Source organism: Nocardia brasiliensis, assembly GCF_011801125.1.
GTDB lineage: Bacteria > Actinomycetota > Actinomycetes > Mycobacteriales > Mycobacteriaceae > Nocardia > Nocardia brasiliensis_C.
Genome location: NZ_CP046171.1, coordinates 7,094,482 through 7,110,780, shown reverse-complemented (window position 1 = coordinate 7,110,780; position 16,299 = coordinate 7,094,482). Strand labels below are relative to the sequence as shown.

The window sequence follows — 16,299 nt, the reverse complement described above, 5'->3', positions numbered from 1 at the left end:
GAGATACCGTAAGGCCTCCGGTCGCATGGCCTCGACCACACTCGAGGCAAACTGAAAGCGGCGTCACACCGCGGCGATTGCGCGACGTGACGTTTTGTCCACCTCTGCCCACCGGGTGGCCTACAGCCCACGTACATCTTCGAGGATCTTGACAATATGGCCTACGTCATCACGCAGCGTTGTTGCAACGACGCCAGCTGCGTTTCCGAGTGCCCAGTCGATTGCATCCGTCCGACCCCGGACCAACCGGAGTTCGCGACCACCGAGATGCTCTACATCGACCCCGACACCTGTATCGACTGTGGGGCGTGTGTCGACGCGTGCCCGGTGGAGGCCATCTTCTCCGAGGACGATCTGACCGCGTCGCTGGCCCGATACCGCGACATCAATGCCGCGTACTTCGAACGACACCCGCTCGAGTCCAACTTCGACCCGATCGTCACGCCGCCGCGGCCGCCGAAGGAGCTCGGCACGCTGCGCGTCGCGATCGTCGGGGCCGGCCCCGCGGCCTGCTACGCGGCCGACGAACTGCTGCGCCGCGCCGATGTCGAGATCGAGATGTTCGACCGGGTGCCCACCCCGTGGGGCCTGGTCCGCAGTGGCGTTGCGCCCGACCACCCGGGCACCAAGACGGTCTCGGGACTGTTCGAGTCCGCGTTCCGGCGCGAGACCCTGCAGTACTACCTCAATGTCGAGGTCGGCACGCATGTCTCGCACGAGGAGCTGCTGCGCCACCATCACGCGGTGATCTACGCGGTGGGCGCCTCGACCGACCGCCGCCTCGACGTGCCGGGCGAGGACCTGGCGGGCAGCCACTCGGCCACCGAGTTCGTCGCCTGGTACAACGGCCATCCCGACTACGCCGATCGGCAGTTCGATCTGTCCGGCGAGCGCGCGGTGATCGTCGGCAACGGCAATGTCGCTCTCGATGTGGCTCGGGTGCTCACCGTATCCCCGGATGAGCTGGCCAAGACCGATATCGCCGACCACGCGCTGGACGCGCTGCGGCGCAGCAATATCCGCGAGGTGGTGGTGCTCGGCAGGCGCGGCCCGCTGCAGGCGGCGTACACATCGTCGGAGTTCCTCGCGCTGGCCCACCTCGACGGCATCGATGTGGTGGTCGACGCGGCCGACCTCGAGCTCGATCACGCGAGCCAGGCGATCCTGGACGACCCGGACATCGAGCCGTCGCTCAAGCTCAAGTACACCCTGGCCCAGGAGTACGCGAACGCGCCGCGCGACCCGGCCAACAAGCGGATCGTCTTCCGCTATCTGGCCTCGCCGACCGCGCTGCACGGCACCGACCGGGTGACCGCGATCGAGTTCGCGCACAACGAATTGTGCACCGACAGCGGTGAACTCATGGCCAGGGCGACCGATCGCCGCGAGACCATCGAGACCGGCTTGGTGCTGCGGTCGATCGGTTACCGTGGCGCGCCCGTCGCGGATCTGCCCTTCGACGAGCGGCGCGGCATCGTGCCGAACGAGCACGGCCGGGTGCTGGCCGCCGACGGTACCCCGCTGCCCGGTGTGTACGTCAGCGGCTGGATCAAGCGCGGTCCCCGCGGTGTGATCGGCTCGAACCGGGTCGACGCCGAGGCGACCGTGGAACATCTCATCGCCGATTTCACCGCGGGCAAACTCGACGCGCCCGAAGCGGATCGGGCGGCGCTGCGGGCGCTGCTGCACGAGCGGCAGGCCGATCTGGTGGATCGGGCAGGCTGGCGGGCGATCGACCAGGCCGAGCGCGCGGCGGGCAAGTCCGCGGGCAGGCCACGGGTCAAGTTCACCACGCGGGCGGACCTGCTGAAGGCCGCGCGCGGCTGAGGGCGAGCGGGTCGATCGGGTGGCAATCCCCGATCGGCCGCCGCACGGGCTATTCCGGCGGCAGCGGCATGATGCGCACCACCGTGGTGGTGACGCCGCCGACCACGAACCACAGCCGCAGCACCGGCCGGCCGGTGCGGTCGCCCGGCTCGTAGCGGCTGCGCACGGTGACGTGCTGGCGGGCGAGCACCGGCGCGACGTACTCGATCACCGCGCGGTGCGGGCCCGCCAGCAGCTTCGGGTACTCGACCAGGAATTGCTCCACCGCCTGCCAGTAACAGGCGTTGTTGACGTGGTTGTACTGGTCGATGTCGGTCGCGCGCACCGGAAACGGCATGTCGGTGTCGGATTCGATCGGGGTGGTGTCGGTCAGGTACGGCCGCCACCGCAGCCGATGTTCCTGGGTGGTCTGCGCCAGATAGGCCAGGCCCTCGTCACTGATCCTGGCGGGCCGCTGGGTCAGCTCGCTGATGTTGATCCAGAAGCCCTCTGTTTCGATCAGCCCGCCGTTGCCGCTGGTCACCCGGACACGCATATTCGCCCAGCGGGTCGACAGCGCCGAGCACCAGCGCAGTAGTCGTACCTCGTCCGGCCACAGGATCGGCCGGATCACATCGATCACCGTGCGCCGCACGATCCAGTTCGGATCGGAATGGTGCAGTAACGTCTTGTGCAGGTTCTCCCAGGCGATGTCCTGCAGATAGCGGGCGATGGCGTCGAACCGCAGCCGGTCGTAGGGGTCCACATCGCCCGCCCTGATGGGCCACGCCGAGGCAAAGCCTATGCCCTCCTGGGGAAGCGGGGCGAGTGGCTGATCGAGTGACACTGGTGCTCCTCGCGCTGCACGGGGTGCCGCGTTCTTCGTGTGGTGCTGTTCTGAGACGACTTTACGGGGGTGTAGGTCACACCAGCGCGCCGAGTGCGTCAGTACTCGGTCCGATGTTCGGGAAAACCGGCACTACCAGCCGGGTTCGCCGCGGGTGGCGACACGGCGCGTGGCCGGATTCCGCTCGTGGGGACGGGTGGTACGGGCGCCGGTACGATCCCTGGGCAAGCATGTCAGGGGAGGAACCAGGGTGAGACCGCTCGGCCCGCATGATCCGCGCACCGCGGGACGGCACCGGTTGTTCGCCGTCATCGGGCAGGGCGCGATGGGCCGGGTCCTGCTCGGGCGTGCCCCCGACGGCCGCCTTGTCGCGGTCAAGATGATCCACCGGCACCTCGCCCGCAACGCCGAGTTCCGCGCCCGCTTCCGCCTGGAAGTCCAAGCCTCACAGCGGGTCACCGGCGCCTACACCGCGGCCGTGATGGACGCCGACCCCGATGCCGAGGACCCCTGGCTGGCCTCGGTTTTCGTGCCGGGCCCCGGGTTGCGCGCGGCCGTCGACCGGCAGGGGCCGCTGCCGTTGGGCGGCTTGCGCCTGCTCACCGCGGGACTCGGGTCCGCGCTCGTCGAGATCCACCGCGCGGGCATGGTCCACCGCGATCTCAAACCCGCGAATGTGCTGCTGGCCGAGGACGGTCCGCGCGTGATCGACTTCGGCATCGCCCGTGCGCTCGAGGCCGAGGTGCAGCTCACCACCACCGGCACACTCGTCGGCTCCCCGGCGTATATGTCACCCGAACAGGCCGTCGGCCACGAACTCGATACGGCCAGTGATGTTTTCTCGGTCGGCGCGATGCTGTTCATGGCCGCGACCGGGGACAGTCCGTTCCTCGGCGCGTCGGCGCCGCAGACGCTGTACAACGTGGTGCACCACCGGCCGGACACCAGCGGGATCCCGGCGGCGCTGCGCCCGGTCGTCGACGCCTGTCTGGCGAAGGACCCGCGGCACCGGCCGACACCGCACCAGCTGATCGACGCGGTGGCGACGATGCCGGCCAGGTCCGGCTGGCCGGCATCGGTGCGCCGGCAGATCACCGGAGACCGGGCCGAGGCCGACCGCTGGGCGGCCGCAGGAGGCGATCCAGCCGCCGAGCCTGCGCGCCGCGGCCGCAGCTGGGCTGCGGCAGCGGCCGTCCTGGTCCTGGCGGCGGCGGGCACGGTCACCGGCGTGCTGCTCAGCCGGGACGACCCGCCGAAACCCGCTGATCCGCTGGCGAATCGCGCGCTGGAGCTGTCCGACGCGCAAGCGCGGCTCATCGACACGTGCGCCTTGCTCGGTCCCGACGTGATCGGCGATCTGGGCCAGCCGGTGGCGGCCGAGCCGATCGAATCGGCGGTCTGCGAAACCCGATTCGTCGAATCGGACGGCAGGCAGACGCGGTTGCGCGTTCGGGTCGGTATCCCGGTGGCGGCCGACAAGCCGCTGTCCGAGCAGGTCGCGGGCCGGACCGTGCTGGACACCACCGCGCAGGCCGGATCGTGTGGTCGCGCGCTCCCCATGCGTGCCGGGGCCGCGTTGGGTGTCGAGGTGACGATCAGTGCGGCCGAAGGCGATTCGTGCGGGACGGCGGCCGCCGCGCTGCGGTCCGTCGCGACCCGGCTCGTGCTGGATCCGCCGCAGGCGAAGCTGCCCAATCCCTCGGTCGTCCGGCTGGATCCGTGTGCCGCCGTGGTGCAGACCCTGCTCGACACGCGGCTCGGTCCCGGCGTCCGGCCGGCGCCGGGAGACGTGCACACCTGTGCGTGGACCGGTGCGAGTACCGAACTCACGGTGCGGCTCACCGAGGCCGAGCGCGTGGATACCGACCCGAAATACACGACACTGTTCGTCGATGGTGGCAAACTCGGCGACTTCGACTCGGCCCGCCGGATCGACCCGGACGGCACCTGCGTGACGGTGCACCTGGTGCGATCCACCGTCGCGGGACGGGGCGAGCTGATCGCGGTGTCGGCGCGTCCGTCCGCGGGGGCGCGGGCCGACACCGCCTGTGCCACCACCGAAGCCGTACTGACCGGAGTTGTCGACGCAGTGAGGAAGTCCTGATGGTGACGCGCCTGGAGCCCACCGACCCCACGCAGATCGGTCGATATCGGCTGCTCGGCGTGCTCGGGGCCGGGGCGATGGGCCGGGTGCTGCTCGGGGCCGGACCCGACGGCCGCCTGGTCGCCATCAAGCAGGTGCACGCGCATCTGGTCGACGAGTCGGACTTCCTGTCGCGCTTCCGGCGCGAGGTGCAGACCTCGACGCGGGTGTCGGGCGCCTTCACCGCCGCCGTCGTAGATTTCGATGTCGACTCCGAGATGCCCTGGCTGGCCTCGGTTTTCGTGCCGGGGTTGCCGCTGGACCGGGCGGTGAAGGAATACGGCCCGCTCGACGCCGAACAGATCCGGACCCTCGCCGTCGGGCTGGCCTCGGCCATGCACGCGATTCACGGTGTCGGCCTGATTCATCGAGATCTCAAGCCCGCCAACGTCATCCTGGCCGAGGACGGGCCGCGCGTGATCGATTTCGGCATCGCGCGCGCGGCCGAGGGACGCTCAGAGCTGACCGGGACCGGCTCGATCATCGGCTCGCCCGCGTTCATGTCGCCGGAGCAGGCCGAATCGCAGCCGTTGACGCCTGCCAGTGACGTCTTCTCCCTCGGCGCGGTGCTCGCCATGGCGGCCGGTGGGGCCAGCCCGTTCGCGGGACCGTCGCTGCCGACCACGCTGTACAACATCGTGCACGTCGATCCCGACCTGACCGATCTGCCCGCCGAGGTCCGCGCCCTGGTCGAACCGTGCCTGGCCAAGGACCCGCAGGCCAGGCCCACCCCCGGCCAGATCCTGGACTTCCTCGGCGGCGTGCGCGCCTGCGGCGCGCTGTGGTCGCCCGCCGTGCACGACGCGATCCGGCGGCAGGGCACGGAGCTGTCGGCACTGCTGGCCGACCCGGAAGCGACACAGTTCACCGCCGTCGGCGCGGCGCCCGAGCAGGCCCAACCGGGTGGTGACTTCGATACCCGCCTCGGCATGCTCGTCGCCGAGGCCAGGATCAGCGACGAGCTGCGGCGCCGGGCCCGGCTGCGTATCGGCGCGCTGGCCGGTGCGGTACTACTCGTCGGCGCCGTGGTGGTCGGCGCGTTCGCCTGGGGCGGCGGCGAGGAATCGACCGTGCCGCAGGCGAATTCGCTCGGCGCGCTCAACCTGACCAAACTGCGTGCCGTCGATCTCTGCGCGGCGATGAAAGAACCGCTGGTGCCCGCGCTGGGGGACTGGACGCAGAAGCCGCACTCGACCCGGTGGGGCACGTGCGCTGCGGCCGCCGGTGACTATCAATTCACCCTCGAGATCGCGCGCGGCGACGGTTTCGTGGCGACCGGCACCACGGTCGAGGGCGCGCCGGTGCTGCGGGATACCGCGGCGCCGGACGGCACCTGCGGCCGTGCGCTGCTGCCCGCCGTGACCGAACCGCAGTTCGCCGTCGTCGCCCGGGTGCGCGGCGCGGGGGCCGCGGACAAGCTGTGCTCGGTGGCCGACGAGGCGGTGACGCGGTTCGCGCCGCGGCTGGCCGGCGGCGGGCCGCGGCTGCCCGACGTGCGCCGGTCGCTGGCTCGGATCGATCCGTGCTCGCTGGTCGACGTCGATGTCGCCAAGCTCAGCATCGGCCGTCAGCTGCGCGGCGACGCCGACACGTTGCACTCGTGCAAGTGGGCGGGCGGCAACACGGTCGAGGTCCGGCTGGAGCGGATGCCGCCGCCCCCGCAGCCGGACAAGCCGATCGTGATCGATCTCGGCGGCGGCAACATCGTCAATGTCGACGAACAGGATCTGAGCGCGCCCGCCTGTATTCGGCAGGCGGTGTACCGGCCCGGCCGGGAGGGGACAGCGGAAGTGGTGACGGTGCAGGTGGAGAATCCGGCCATGGCGGCCCATCCGGAGTTCAAATGCCTTGCCGCACAGGATATTCTGCGCAACATCATGGGCAATCTGCCGGTGGTGCGCTGATGCGGGCGGTCGCGCTCTCGCGCGGTCTGGTCTTGGCCTGCGCCGCCCTGTTCGCGCTCTGTGGCTGTGGCGGGGTAAGCGGCACCGCGCTGCCGGGGGAGGCCGACACCCGCAAGCTCGATGTCGGTGGGTATCCGACGGCGGTGCCGAGAATCGCGTCGAGCCTGGATCCCGTCGGCTACGCCCGGCTGGAGGGCGTGCGGCTGGCCGATGCCGTGATGAGCCCGCACGAGGTGGACGAGAAGTACTCCGCGGGTGCGTCGGCGCAGGTGCACACCGGTGTGCAGACCTTGACCAGCTATCTCGCCGAGCCGGTGCTGCCGGTGCTGCAGCAGCACGGCTTCATCGTCGGCTTCTCCACGGGTTCGGCCGACGCGGTGCTGCCGCTGACCCGCGCGACGGAGGGCAGTCGCGAACGGGAGGGACTCACCGTCACGGTGCTGCGGTTCCCGGACAAGGACGCGGCGAAGTCCGCCGCGGCGGAGATGAACGCGGTCGATTTCGGGCTCAGTCCGGACAACGCCGCCGTGCGGCTGCCGAAATACCCTGGCTCCGGCGCGCATTGGCGGCCCGCGGTGCCCACCCTGGGCAGCACGACCGCGCACGGCGTATTCGTGATCAGCACGCTCGCCGACGCGCGCACCACCGATCTGGACCGGCTGATCGGCATCACCCAGAAATATCTGGACGCGGAACTGCCCACGCTGGACCGGTTCACGCCGACGCCGACCAACCAATTCGGCAAGCTCCAACAGGATCCGGACCGCGTCCTCACCCGGACCCTGCACCCGGCCGGCACCGTGGACCCACCCGACGGTCAGGGCGAGGTCGTGCTGAGCCTGCGTGCGTATCTCAACTACATCCTCGATCAGTCCGGCCGCTATCCGGTGCTGCGCCGGGCCGGGGTCGATCGCGTCGCGATGACGCCGAGCGTTTTCGTCTTCCGCACCCGGGACGCGGCCGCGGCGCAGCGATTCGTCACCGAGTCGGTGGAATTGGACAACCCGGCCGACCGGCGGGCCTTCGATCCGCCAGAGGACGTGCCGGACGCGCGGTGCCTGCAGAGCTACAACGTGACCAAGAGCGCGCAGTTCCGGTGCTTCGTCGCCTATCACGAATACGCCGCGCTGATCATCGGCCAGCAGCTGCTGGACACCCAGCAACGTGCGGCCGCTCAGTACGCGCTGTTCGCGAATACCCGCTGAGCGCCCGTATCAGTAACCGCGGTAGGCACTTCCGGAATTGACCGCCACCACGCCGGGGACATTGGTGACCGAGCCGTAGGTATCGATGGAATAGCGCACGCCGGCGATGATGTTGTCCACCGGATTCCAGATATCGTCGTGCCCGGGTGCCTTGTAGGCGTTGAACGTGCTGTCGATCGTCTGCATGAGCCCCTTCGACGGGTGGCCGTTGATCCAGTTGATGTCGGTGCGGTTCTCGGCGTACGGATTACCGCTGGACTCGTGCTGGATGATCAGCGCGATCGCGCGCTCGTCGATATCCTCGGGCTTGTAACCCATTTCGATGAGTTTCTGTTTCGCCTCGGCGATCCATTTCGCGACGTCGCCACTCGGCATCGGACCGGTCGGCGCGGACGAACTCGGCCCGCCGGAATAGCTGCCCGTATAGGGGCTGCCGGAGGAATAACCGTTGCCGCTGCCGTGGTGCGTGCCGCTCGTCAGGTAGCTCGACCCGTTCGAGGACGGTTTGCTCGTCACCGGCGCCGTGACGCCGGCGGGCGCGGTGCTCACCGGCGGTGCCGGGATATTCGCGCCGGGGTCGCCGAGCCCGGCGAAGGCCTGCTCCAGCTTGCCGACCGCCGTGTCCACCTGCGTCTTCGCTTGGCCTGCCACGGTTTCGGCGGACTTGAGCGCATTGGTCAGGTCCCAGGTGCGGGTCGCGGCCGCGAGGGTTTCGTCGAGGACGAGGTTCTCGACGTTCGCCTTGTCGGAGTGCGCGCGCAGGGCCGCGATCCGGGTATCGGCGGTGACGGTGCCGTTGGCCTGGACATCGAAGGGCGGCTGCTGGTTGACCGCGTCGTCGCGCAGTTGCAGGACCTTGGTTTTCGCCTCGGACAGGTTGGTTACCTGGGCGGTGAACGCCGTCTTCAGCTCCAGCAGTGCGGCGCTGACCGCGGAGGCGCGGGTCTTCTCGGTGTCCATCCTGGTGTTCGCCGCGGCACCCGCGTTGCCCGACCACTTCTGGGCGTCCGAGAGCGCGGCGGTGGCCGAGGAACCCTTGCCGACCGCTGTGTCGAGGCCCTGCGAGATCGTGCCCGCGTGGTTGCCCGCGGTGGTCAGCTGTTCCGGCTTCCAGTTCTCCACGTCGGTGATGGTGAGCGTCATGACAGTCCGATCGAGCGGAGCTTCGCGGCGAAGTCGTCTTCGGCCAGTTCGTATTTGCCCGCGGCATTGTGCATGGTGCCCGCGAGGGTGGTGAGCCTGCCGCCGATCCGCTGCAGGCACCGATGCACGACATCGTCGGCCTGCTGGGCCGCGGCGCCGAATTCGGTGCCGGGCAGCGCGGTTGCCGCGTCGGTGAACGCGCTGCCCGAATTGAGCCCGCCGACCTCGCTTGCCTCGGTGTCGAGTGTTTGCGCGAACGATCGCAGCGCCGCTGGATCGACCTGCATGTTCGTCGCAGGTGGCTGATTACGTTCGACCATGAGTCCCCCTTCCCGCCCGACCGTAGGTCGCGGTCAGCATAGCAAAATCGGCTGGTCGGCACGGTTGTCGAGCGCAGGTCGGCAGTCGGTGGCAGTCCGGCAGAGTGGTCGCGAAAAAGGACTACCTACCGCGGCGTCAGTTATGTTGATCACGGCGGCGTCGGCGCCGGACGAGCCGATGCCAGGACAGAGAGGTCGGCAGATGCGCGCAGCCCAGGTCAGCAAGCTCGAGGGACCGGAATCGATCGAGATCGTCGACATTCCGGAGCCCGCCGCCTATCCGGGTGGCGTGGTGATCGACGTGCACGCGGCCGGTGTCGCGTTTCCCGATGTGCTCATGACCCGCGGGCTCTACCAGATGAAGCCGGAACTGCCGTTCGTGGTCGGCGGTGAGGTGGCGGGCACCGTGCGCGAGGCGCCCGCGGACGCGCACGTCGCGCCCGGCGATCGGGTGGTGGCGCTGACCCTGCTCGGCAACGCCATGGGCGAGGTCGCCGTCGCGCCCGCGCAGATGGTGTTCCGCCTGCCCGACAACGTCTCGCTCGAAGCCGGTGCTGGCATCCTGTTCAACGACCTCACCGTGCACTTCTGCCTGTGCAACCGCGGCAGGCTGGCCGCGGGCGAGACCGTGCTGGTGCACGGCGCCGCGGGCGGGATCGGCACCTCGACCCTGCGGATGGCGGCCGCGCTCGGCGCGGGCCGGGTGATCGCGGTGGTCAGCACCGAGGCCAAGGCCGAGGTGGCGCGCGCCAACGGCGCGACCGACGTGGTGCTCACCGACGGCTGGCTCGCCGCGGTCAAGGAACTGACCGGTGGGCGCGGCGTGGACATCGTGCTCGACCCGGTCGGCGGTGACCGGTTCACCGACAGCATCCGCTCGCTCGCGTCGGCGGGCAGGCTGCTGGTCGTCGGCTTCACCGCGGGGGAGATCCCCACCGTGAAGGTGAATCGCCTGCTGCTCAAGAACGTCGAGGTGACCGGCGCGGCCTGGGGCGAATGGGTGATGACCCATCCCGGCTACCTGGCCGAACAGTGGGCCGAGGTGGAACCGCTGCTGGCGAGCGGCGAGATCGCGGCGCCGGAGCCGGTGCTGTATCCGCTGGAGCGCGCGGCCGAGGCGGTGGCCTCGCTGGACAACCGCACAGCGACCGGCAAGGTCGTGGTCACGCTGCGCTGAGGCGCGGCGAAGCAACCCCAGGGAACACCACATGCTGTGCAACCGGGTATTGAACCGAACCCTGCTGGCTCGCCAGCATCTGCTGGAGCGCTCGCGCCTCTCGGCGCACGAGATGTGTGATCACCTCGTCGGTTTGCAGGCGCAGGACTCCCCGCCGCCGTTCGTCGCGCTGTGGAGCCGGATCGCGGACTTCGATCCGGAGACGGTGTCCACGGCGCTCGAGGACCGATCGCTGGTCCGGATCACCCTGATGCGCGGCACCATTCACCTGGTGACCCCGCCCGACGCGTTACGGATCGCGCCGCACATCCAGCCGGAGCTCGAAAAGGTGCCCTTCCGAAAGGGTTTCAACTACGGGGCGATGATCGGGCTGGACCCCGACGAGGTCCGCGCGCACGGCGAACGGGTGCTCGGTGACGAACCGATGTCGGCCGCCGCCCTGCGCGCGGCGGCCGAGAAGATCTATCCCGACCGCAATCCGAGCATGGTCGTGCAGACCTGGCTCTACCAGCTGCCGGTGTTGCAGACCCCGCCGCGCGGCAAGTGGAAGGACAGCAGCAGGCCGATCTGGTCGCGGGTCGAGCCGTGGCTCGGCACGCCGCTCGATCCGAGCTATCCGCTGGCGGAGTTGCTGTTTCGCTATCTGCGCGCGTTCGGCCCGGCCAGCACCATGGACATGCAGACCTGGTCGCGGATGCTCGGCATGAAGCAGGCGATCGCACAGCTCGGGGACCGGGTGCGGACCTACACCGACGACCGCGGCCGCACGCTCTACGACGTCGCCGACGGTGTGCTGGCGGATCCGGAACTGCCCGCCCCGGTGCGGCTGCTCGGCTGGTACGACAACGCGGTGCTCTCGCACCAGGATCGGACCAGGATCGTGCCCGACGGCGACGCGCCGCACCTGCGCCGCTTCGCCGCCGCGGTGGCGCCGGTGCTGGTCGACGGCTACGTCGCCGGGCTGTACAAGATCTTCGCGGACGCCGGCGTCGCCCGGCTGCGGATCAGCCCCACCCGCAAGTGGACCAGGGCCGAGCGTGCCGCCGTCGACGCGGAAAGCCATGCGCTGCTTGCCTTCATGGAGGCGGACAAGGAGCCGAGGGTGGAGATCCTCGACGTCGACGCCGACCTGCGTCCCTGACCCGCTACTTGTCCGGCGTCACGCGATAGGCGGGCGCCTTGGTCGTGCCCGCCGGATCGAGGGTGCGCAGCAGGGGCAGCGTGCGCATCGGCACCACCGTGGACAGCACGATGACACTGTGCGATCGCACCACCGACGAGGTCCGGTCGATGCTCAGCAGCACCGTCTGCAGGCCCGCGTGCGAGTCCGCGCCGATCCGGCACCACACGTCACCCGAGCCGGTGGTCGCGTAGGCCTCCAGCACCCCGGGGATGGCCTCGAGTTCGGCCGCGACGGCGTCCAGCGCGCCCTGCGCGATCTCCAGCGTGACGAACGCCTGCACGTCGAAACCCGCTGCGGTGACATCGATCTGCGGGTCGTAGGAGGCGATGATGCCCGCCTCCTCCATCCGTCCGATCCTGGACTGCACGGTCGCCCTGGCCACCCGCGTCCGGCGGGACAGCTCGAGAATCCCCGCCTTCTGATATTCATGCATCGCGGTGAGGATCGCGAGATCGAGTTCGTCCAGTTTCGCCGGCGTGCGCGACATGTCGGCCTCCGTTCCGAGCACGGGCTGGGCTTCCCAGCCGGGATGAGCACCAGCATCTTGGTGCTATTCAAATTGTCCAGCATTCAGGGGTACTTCCTAGCCGAATTCGCCACAGTGTCTATCGAAATTGGCCGCTGTTGCCTATCGGGCAGGGGCTGACGATTACTTGGTGCATGACCATCGAGCACCTGCCGAACGCCCGGTCCAGCACGCCAGCCGATGACCTGACCAGCACGGCCCCCACCGACAACGAGCTGCGCAAGCTCGTCGGCCTCGTCGACCACGACAGCAGCGCCGACCCGTTCCCCGTGATCGGCTGGGACGCCCTGGTCTGGGTGGTCGGCAACGCGACGCAGACCGCGCACTACCTGGAATCCGCCTTCGGTATGCGCCTGGAGGCCTACTCCGGTCCCGAGACCGGCAACCGTGATCACAAGGCCTATGTATTGCGCAGCGGTAGCGCGCGCTTCGTGGTCAAGGGCGCGGTCGACCCGGACAGCCCGCTGGTCGGCCACCACGACCGCCACGGCGACGGCGTCGTCGACATCGCGCTCGAGGTGCCCGACGTAGACCGCTGCGTCGAATGGGCGCGCAACCACGGCGCCACCGTGCTCGTCGAACCTCATGACGACACAGACGAATTCGGCACCGTCCGCAGCGCGGCGCTGGCCACTTACGGCGAGACCAGGCACACGCTGGTCGACCGTTCCGGCTATGACGGCCCCTACCTGCCCGGCTACGTCACCCGCAAGGCCGGCTACCAGCCGCGCGAGGGCGCCCCGAAGCGCTTGTTCCAGGCCATCGACCACGTGGTCGGCAACGTCGAGCTCGGCCAGATGGACGAGTGGGTCGAGTTCTACCGCCGCGTCATGGGATTCACCAACATGGCCGAGTTCGTCGGCGACGACATCGCCACCGAGTACTCGGCGCTGATGAGCAAGGTCGTCGCCAACGGCAACCACCGGGTGAAGTTCCCGCTGAACGAGCCCGCGGTGGCCAAGAAGCGTTCGCAGATCGACGAATACCTCGAGTTCTATCGCGGCCCCGGCGTGCAGCACATCGCGCTCGCCACCGGCGACATCCTCGCCTGCGTCGACGCGCTGCGCCGGGAAGGCGTCGAATTCCTCGACGCCCCCGACAGTTACTACGACGACCCGGAGCTGCGGGCCAGGATCGGCAAGGTGCGCGTCCCGGTCGAAGAGCTCAAGAGCCGCGGCATCCTGGTCGACCGGGACGAGGACGGCTACCTGCTGCAGATCTTCACCAAACCGATCACCGACCGGCCCACCGTCTTCTTCGAACTGATCGAGCGGCACGGCTCGCTCGGCTTCGGCAAGGGCAACTTCAAGGCGTTGTTCGAGGCGATCGAGAAGGAGCAGGAGGCGCGCGGCAATCTGTGATCGGTTGTGGCCCTGAGTAACCGGCAGTACGCTCCGAGGGTTCATCGCCGGATGCTGGGGGAGGGCCGCAGTGCTCGACAGATCTGCCGCAGCGGTCTCGCTGGCCGTCGCGCTCGCCCTGGGGGCGGGCGCGACGGCGCACGCCGAACCCGCCCCCTCCTACTATCCGACCCTCGACGACTGCCTGTCCGCCATGTCGCGCTACAAGTCCGGCCCGGCCCAGTGCGTCTACATCGAGTCGATGCACGCCTACGAGTTACGCGTCCCCGACGGTGGTCAGTGAGTTCGCACGTTCCCGATTTCGCCGGTTCGCCTAGGTAGAGTGCAAGCATGCGGATAGGGGCGTTGGCGGGCTGTGCGGCAGTGCTGTCTCTGGTGCTGACGGCGTGCGGCTCCGGCGGCGACTCCGATGACGCCACCCCATTGCGGCCGCCGCCGAAGGTCGCCACGCTCGGTCCGTTCGTCGGGGAGTGCGGGCATGTCACCGACGACGAGGTGCGCGATACCGCGGGCCTCGGCCAGATTTCCCAGGTGCTGAAGAATTCGGTCGGCTGCAATTGGCAGTCGGCCGGGTACGGTTCGCCCAGCGTCACCTTCGCCTCCTATCGAGGCAGCCCGATCGCGCGAGAGAAGGCGTGGGTCTCGACGCAGGGACGCAATCCACAAACGATCGATGTCGGCGGTCGCAGTGGATGGCAGGCACTCGAGCCGGGCGGCGCGGTCTGCGATCTGGCCGTGCAACTCGATGACGACTTCTTCGAATGGTCGATGTCCTTCGGTGTGTTCCCCCCGGACGGCAACCCGTGCGATCGGATGCGCAAACTCGCCGAACTGACCGTGCAGCGGCTGAAGTGAGGGGACGGACGGCAATGGCAATGCGGCGTCGTGACCTGACCCGCGGAATACTCACCGCGGCCACCGTGTTGACTCTCGCTGCCGCCGCTTCGGGCTGCGGACAGACGATCAGCGGCGAGGCCTTTCCGGCAGGCTCCGGCACCGGCGAGAGCGTGAACACCAAGTTCGACAAGCTGCTTCGCGAATGCGAGGTGGTGCGGCTCGATCAGATCGCCGAGGCGGTCGGCGCCAAGGAAGCGTTCCCGCAGCCCTCCTTCTACGGTGCGATCTGCATGTGGGACGTGCAGGGCGCACCGGGCGGCAATGCCATGGTCACGCTGAACTGGTACGAGATCGGCGCGCTGAACAACGAGAAGACCACCAACGACAAACTCGGCTACACCACCACCAACGTCACGATCGAGGGGCGGCGCGCGCTGGAGATCCGGCGGCCGAACGACCCCGACTCCTGCGGGGTCAGCGCGGGCGCGGCGGATCAGGGCGTGATCGGGTTCTGGATCAACTATCGCCCGGGATCGGCGCATCCGGATCCGTGCGCGGGCGCGAAGAAGCTCGTAGAGTTGACCCTGAACTTGGCCAGGTGACGGGGTCTCCAGACACCCCGCTTTGACCCTGTGTCGCGACCCCGAGTATCGTGGATCGCTGTGCCCGGAAGCATGCGGGCAAGTTCGTGCGTGACCGTAGGCCAGCGAAAGCGGCTGACACCTCCAGCGTGCCCGTAATTCGGGCCCTGCGCCGCGCGCGACACGCCCGACCTCGGGACGCGAGAAACGTGGTTGGACGTGCGGGTGAAAGCTCGATTAACAGACATGAAGTTCCAGACACCGCGTTAACTAATAAGGAAAGCCGGTCTATGCCAACGATCAACCAGCTGGTCCGCAAGGGTCGCCGCGACAAGGTCGCGAAGACCAAGACCGCGGCCCTCAAGGGGAGCCCGCAGCGTCGTGGCGTGTGCACCCGCGTGTACACCACGACCCCGAAGAAGCCGAACTCCGCGCTGCGTAAGGTCGCGCGTGTTCGCCTGACCAGCCAGGTCGAGGTCACGGCCTACATCCCGGGTGAGGGCCACAACCTCCAGGAGCACTCGATGGTGCTCGTGCGCGGCGGTCGTGTGAAGGACCTCCCCGGTGTGCGCTACAAGATCATCCGCGGCTCGCTCGACACCCAGGGTGTGAAGAACCGCAAGCAGGCCCGCAGCCGTTACGGCGCCAAGAAGGAGAAGAGCTGATATGCCACGCAAGGGCCCCGCACCCAAGCGTCCGCTGATCAACGACCCGGTCTACGGTTCGCCGCTGGTCACTCAGCTGGTCAACAAGATCCTGCTGGACGGCAAGAAGTCCACCGCCGAGCGCATCGTCTACGGCGCGCTGGAGCAGGCACGCGACAAGACCGGCACCGATCCGGTCGTCACCCTCAAGCGCGCGCTCGACAACGTCAAGCCGTCGCTCGAGGTGAAGCCGCGCCGCGTCGGTGGCGCCACCTACCAGGTGCCGGTCGAGGTTCGTCCCGGCCGCGCCAACACCCTTGCGCTGCGCTGGCTCGTGAACTTCTCGCGGGCGCGTCGCGAGAAGACCATGGTCGAGCGTCTCGCCAACGAGCTGCTCGATGCCAGCAATGGTCTCGGTGCCTCGGTCAAGCGTCGCGAGGACACCCACAAGATGGCCGAGTCGAACCGGGCCTTCGCGCACTACCGCTGGTGACGTCTGCCCGGCCCGTTGTTATTGGGTCGGGAGGCACAGCCTGCCGCGGCACTCACCTGTCGCTGCCGGCGTTGACATAGTGACGACCACAGGGTCGTCCCCGAAAATCCCAACTAGCTACGAGCGGGG

16 protein-coding genes are annotated in these 16,299 nt (G+C 68.9%); 12 read left to right on the top strand and 4 right to left on the bottom strand.

Features of this window, described 5'->3' with window-relative positions; all coding sequences use genetic code 11:
- The first annotated feature begins 156 nt into the window (after window positions 1-156).
- Window positions 157-1,827 carry an FAD-dependent oxidoreductase gene (locus tag F5X71_RS32400; protein WP_167465408.1) on the top strand — a complete coding sequence of 557 codons (1,671 nt, stop codon included), beginning with the start codon at window positions 157-159 and terminating at the stop codon, window positions 1,825-1,827.
- 49 nt (window positions 1,828-1,876) lie between these two features.
- Here F5X71_RS32400 and F5X71_RS32395 read toward each other — a convergent pair whose 3' ends face one another.
- Window positions 1,877-2,653 carry an acyl-[acyl-carrier-protein] thioesterase gene (locus F5X71_RS32395; RefSeq protein ID WP_194250747.1) on the bottom strand — a complete coding sequence of 259 codons (777 nt, stop codon included), beginning with the start codon at window positions 2,651-2,653 and terminating at the stop codon, window positions 1,877-1,879.
- 250 nt (window positions 2,654-2,903) lie between these two features.
- On the opposite strand from F5X71_RS32395, the gene F5X71_RS32390 reads away from it, so the two are divergent.
- From F5X71_RS32390 to F5X71_RS32380, 3 genes are read left to right on the top strand one after another with little or no spacing between them, the layout of a single operon-like run.
- Window positions 2,904-4,757, top strand: coding sequence for a serine/threonine-protein kinase (locus F5X71_RS32390; protein ID WP_167465407.1), 1,854 nt, complete (start codon window positions 2,904-2,906; stop codon window positions 4,755-4,757).
- A complete protein-coding gene (locus F5X71_RS36730; protein WP_203218237.1) occupies window positions 4,757-6,700 on the top strand; it encodes a serine/threonine-protein kinase in 1,944 nt (647 codons plus the stop codon). The genes F5X71_RS32390 and F5X71_RS36730 overlap by 1 nt, the downstream gene beginning before the upstream one ends.
- A complete protein-coding gene (locus tag F5X71_RS32380) occupies window positions 6,700-7,905 on the top strand; it encodes a DUF7373 family lipoprotein (RefSeq protein WP_167465406.1) in 1,206 nt (401 codons plus the stop codon). The genes F5X71_RS36730 and F5X71_RS32380 overlap by 1 nt, the downstream gene beginning before the upstream one ends.
- A 9-nt stretch (window positions 7,906-7,914) precedes the next feature.
- Here F5X71_RS32380 and F5X71_RS32375 read toward each other — a convergent pair whose 3' ends face one another.
- Both F5X71_RS32375 and F5X71_RS32370 read right to left on the bottom strand, forming a co-directional pair.
- Window positions 7,915-9,048, bottom strand: a complete 1,134-nt coding sequence (locus tag F5X71_RS32375; RefSeq protein WP_167465405.1) for a transglycosylase SLT domain-containing protein — start codon at window positions 9,046-9,048, stop codon at window positions 7,915-7,917.
- Window positions 9,045-9,368: a type VII secretion target gene (locus F5X71_RS32370; RefSeq protein WP_167465404.1), complete on the bottom strand. Its 324-nt coding sequence runs from the start codon at window positions 9,366-9,368 to the stop codon at window positions 9,045-9,047. The genes F5X71_RS32375 and F5X71_RS32370 overlap by 4 nt, the downstream gene beginning before the upstream one ends.
- Before the next feature lie 202 nt (window positions 9,369-9,570).
- Here F5X71_RS32370 and F5X71_RS32365 point away from each other — a divergent pair, with 202 nt between their 5' ends.
- On the top strand, window positions 9,571-10,545 hold the full coding sequence (locus tag F5X71_RS32365) for an NADPH:quinone oxidoreductase family protein (protein ID WP_167465403.1): 975 nt from the start codon (window positions 9,571-9,573) through the stop codon (window positions 10,543-10,545).
- Window positions 10,546-10,576: 31 nt separating this feature from the next.
- The gene (locus tag F5X71_RS32360) at window positions 10,577-11,686 is read left to right on the top strand and encodes a winged helix DNA-binding domain-containing protein (protein WP_167465402.1); all 1,110 of its coding nucleotides are present in this window, start codon (window positions 10,577-10,579) and stop codon (window positions 11,684-11,686) included.
- A gap of 4 nt (window positions 11,687-11,690) precedes the next feature.
- Here F5X71_RS32360 and F5X71_RS32355 read toward each other — a convergent pair whose 3' ends face one another.
- Complete coding sequence (locus tag F5X71_RS32355; RefSeq protein WP_167465401.1) at window positions 11,691-12,215, bottom strand: Lrp/AsnC family transcriptional regulator; 525 nt, start codon at window positions 12,213-12,215, stop codon at window positions 11,691-11,693.
- Between the two features lie 173 nt (window positions 12,216-12,388).
- Between F5X71_RS32355 and hppD the strand changes: the two genes are divergently transcribed.
- From hppD to rpsG, 6 genes are all read left to right on the top strand, one after another.
- On the top strand, window positions 12,389-13,615 hold the full coding sequence (gene hppD, locus F5X71_RS32350) for a 4-hydroxyphenylpyruvate dioxygenase (RefSeq protein ID WP_238815586.1): 1,227 nt from the start codon (window positions 12,389-12,391) through the stop codon (window positions 13,613-13,615).
- A 70-nt stretch (window positions 13,616-13,685) separates the two neighbouring features.
- The gene (locus F5X71_RS32345; protein WP_167465400.1) at window positions 13,686-13,898 is read left to right on the top strand and encodes a hypothetical protein; all 213 of its coding nucleotides are present in this window, start codon (window positions 13,686-13,688) and stop codon (window positions 13,896-13,898) included.
- 47 nt (window positions 13,899-13,945) lie between these two features.
- Window positions 13,946-14,470 carry a DUF3558 domain-containing protein gene (locus F5X71_RS32340; protein WP_167465399.1) on the top strand — a complete coding sequence of 175 codons (525 nt, stop codon included), beginning with the start codon at window positions 13,946-13,948 and terminating at the stop codon, window positions 14,468-14,470.
- A 20-nt stretch (window positions 14,471-14,490) separates the two neighbouring features.
- Window positions 14,491-15,054 (top strand): DUF3558 domain-containing protein, encoded by a 564-nt coding sequence (locus F5X71_RS32335; RefSeq protein ID WP_167466905.1) that lies wholly within the window; start codon window positions 14,491-14,493, stop codon window positions 15,052-15,054.
- 269 nt (window positions 15,055-15,323) lie between these two features.
- Entirely contained in the window at window positions 15,324-15,698 is a 375-nt protein-coding gene (gene rpsL, locus F5X71_RS32330; protein WP_011211612.1) for a 30S ribosomal protein S12, read from the top strand.
- A 1-nt stretch (window position 15,699) separates the two neighbouring features.
- A complete protein-coding gene (rpsG, locus tag F5X71_RS32325; RefSeq protein ID WP_014988439.1) occupies window positions 15,700-16,170 on the top strand; it encodes a 30S ribosomal protein S7 in 471 nt (156 codons plus the stop codon).
- Window positions 16,171-16,299: the final 129 nt, after the last annotated feature.

Coding starts and splice junctions, on each gene's coding strand:
- F5X71_RS32400 (WP_167465408.1), top strand. CDS start 157: ATGGCCTACGTCATCACGCAGCGTTGTTGCAACGACGCCAGCTGCGTT.
- F5X71_RS36730 (WP_203218237.1), top strand. CDS start 4,757: ATGGTGACGCGCCTGGAGCCCACCGACCCCACGCAGATCGGTCGATAT.
- F5X71_RS32380 (WP_167465406.1), top strand. CDS start 6,700: ATGCGGGCGGTCGCGCTCTCGCGCGGTCTGGTCTTGGCCTGCGCCGCC.
- F5X71_RS32375 (WP_167465405.1), bottom strand. CDS start 9,048: ATGACGCTCACCATCACCGACGTGGAGAACTGGAAGCCGGAACAGCTG.
- F5X71_RS32370 (WP_167465404.1), bottom strand. CDS start 9,368: ATGGTCGAACGTAATCAGCCACCTGCGACGAACATGCAGGTCGATCCA.
- F5X71_RS32365 (WP_167465403.1), top strand. CDS start 9,571: ATGCGCGCAGCCCAGGTCAGCAAGCTCGAGGGACCGGAATCGATCGAG.
- F5X71_RS32360 (WP_167465402.1), top strand. CDS start 10,577: ATGCTGTGCAACCGGGTATTGAACCGAACCCTGCTGGCTCGCCAGCAT.
- F5X71_RS32355 (WP_167465401.1), bottom strand. CDS start 12,215: ATGTCGCGCACGCCGGCGAAACTGGACGAACTCGATCTCGCGATCCTC.
- hppD (WP_238815586.1), top strand. CDS start 12,389: ATGACCATCGAGCACCTGCCGAACGCCCGGTCCAGCACGCCAGCCGAT.
- F5X71_RS32340 (WP_167465399.1), top strand. CDS start 13,946: ATGCGGATAGGGGCGTTGGCGGGCTGTGCGGCAGTGCTGTCTCTGGTG.
- F5X71_RS32335 (WP_167466905.1), top strand. CDS start 14,491: ATGCGGCGTCGTGACCTGACCCGCGGAATACTCACCGCGGCCACCGTG.
- rpsL (WP_011211612.1), top strand. CDS start 15,324: ATGCCAACGATCAACCAGCTGGTCCGCAAGGGTCGCCGCGACAAGGTC.
- rpsG (WP_014988439.1), top strand. CDS start 15,700: ATGCCACGCAAGGGCCCCGCACCCAAGCGTCCGCTGATCAACGACCCG.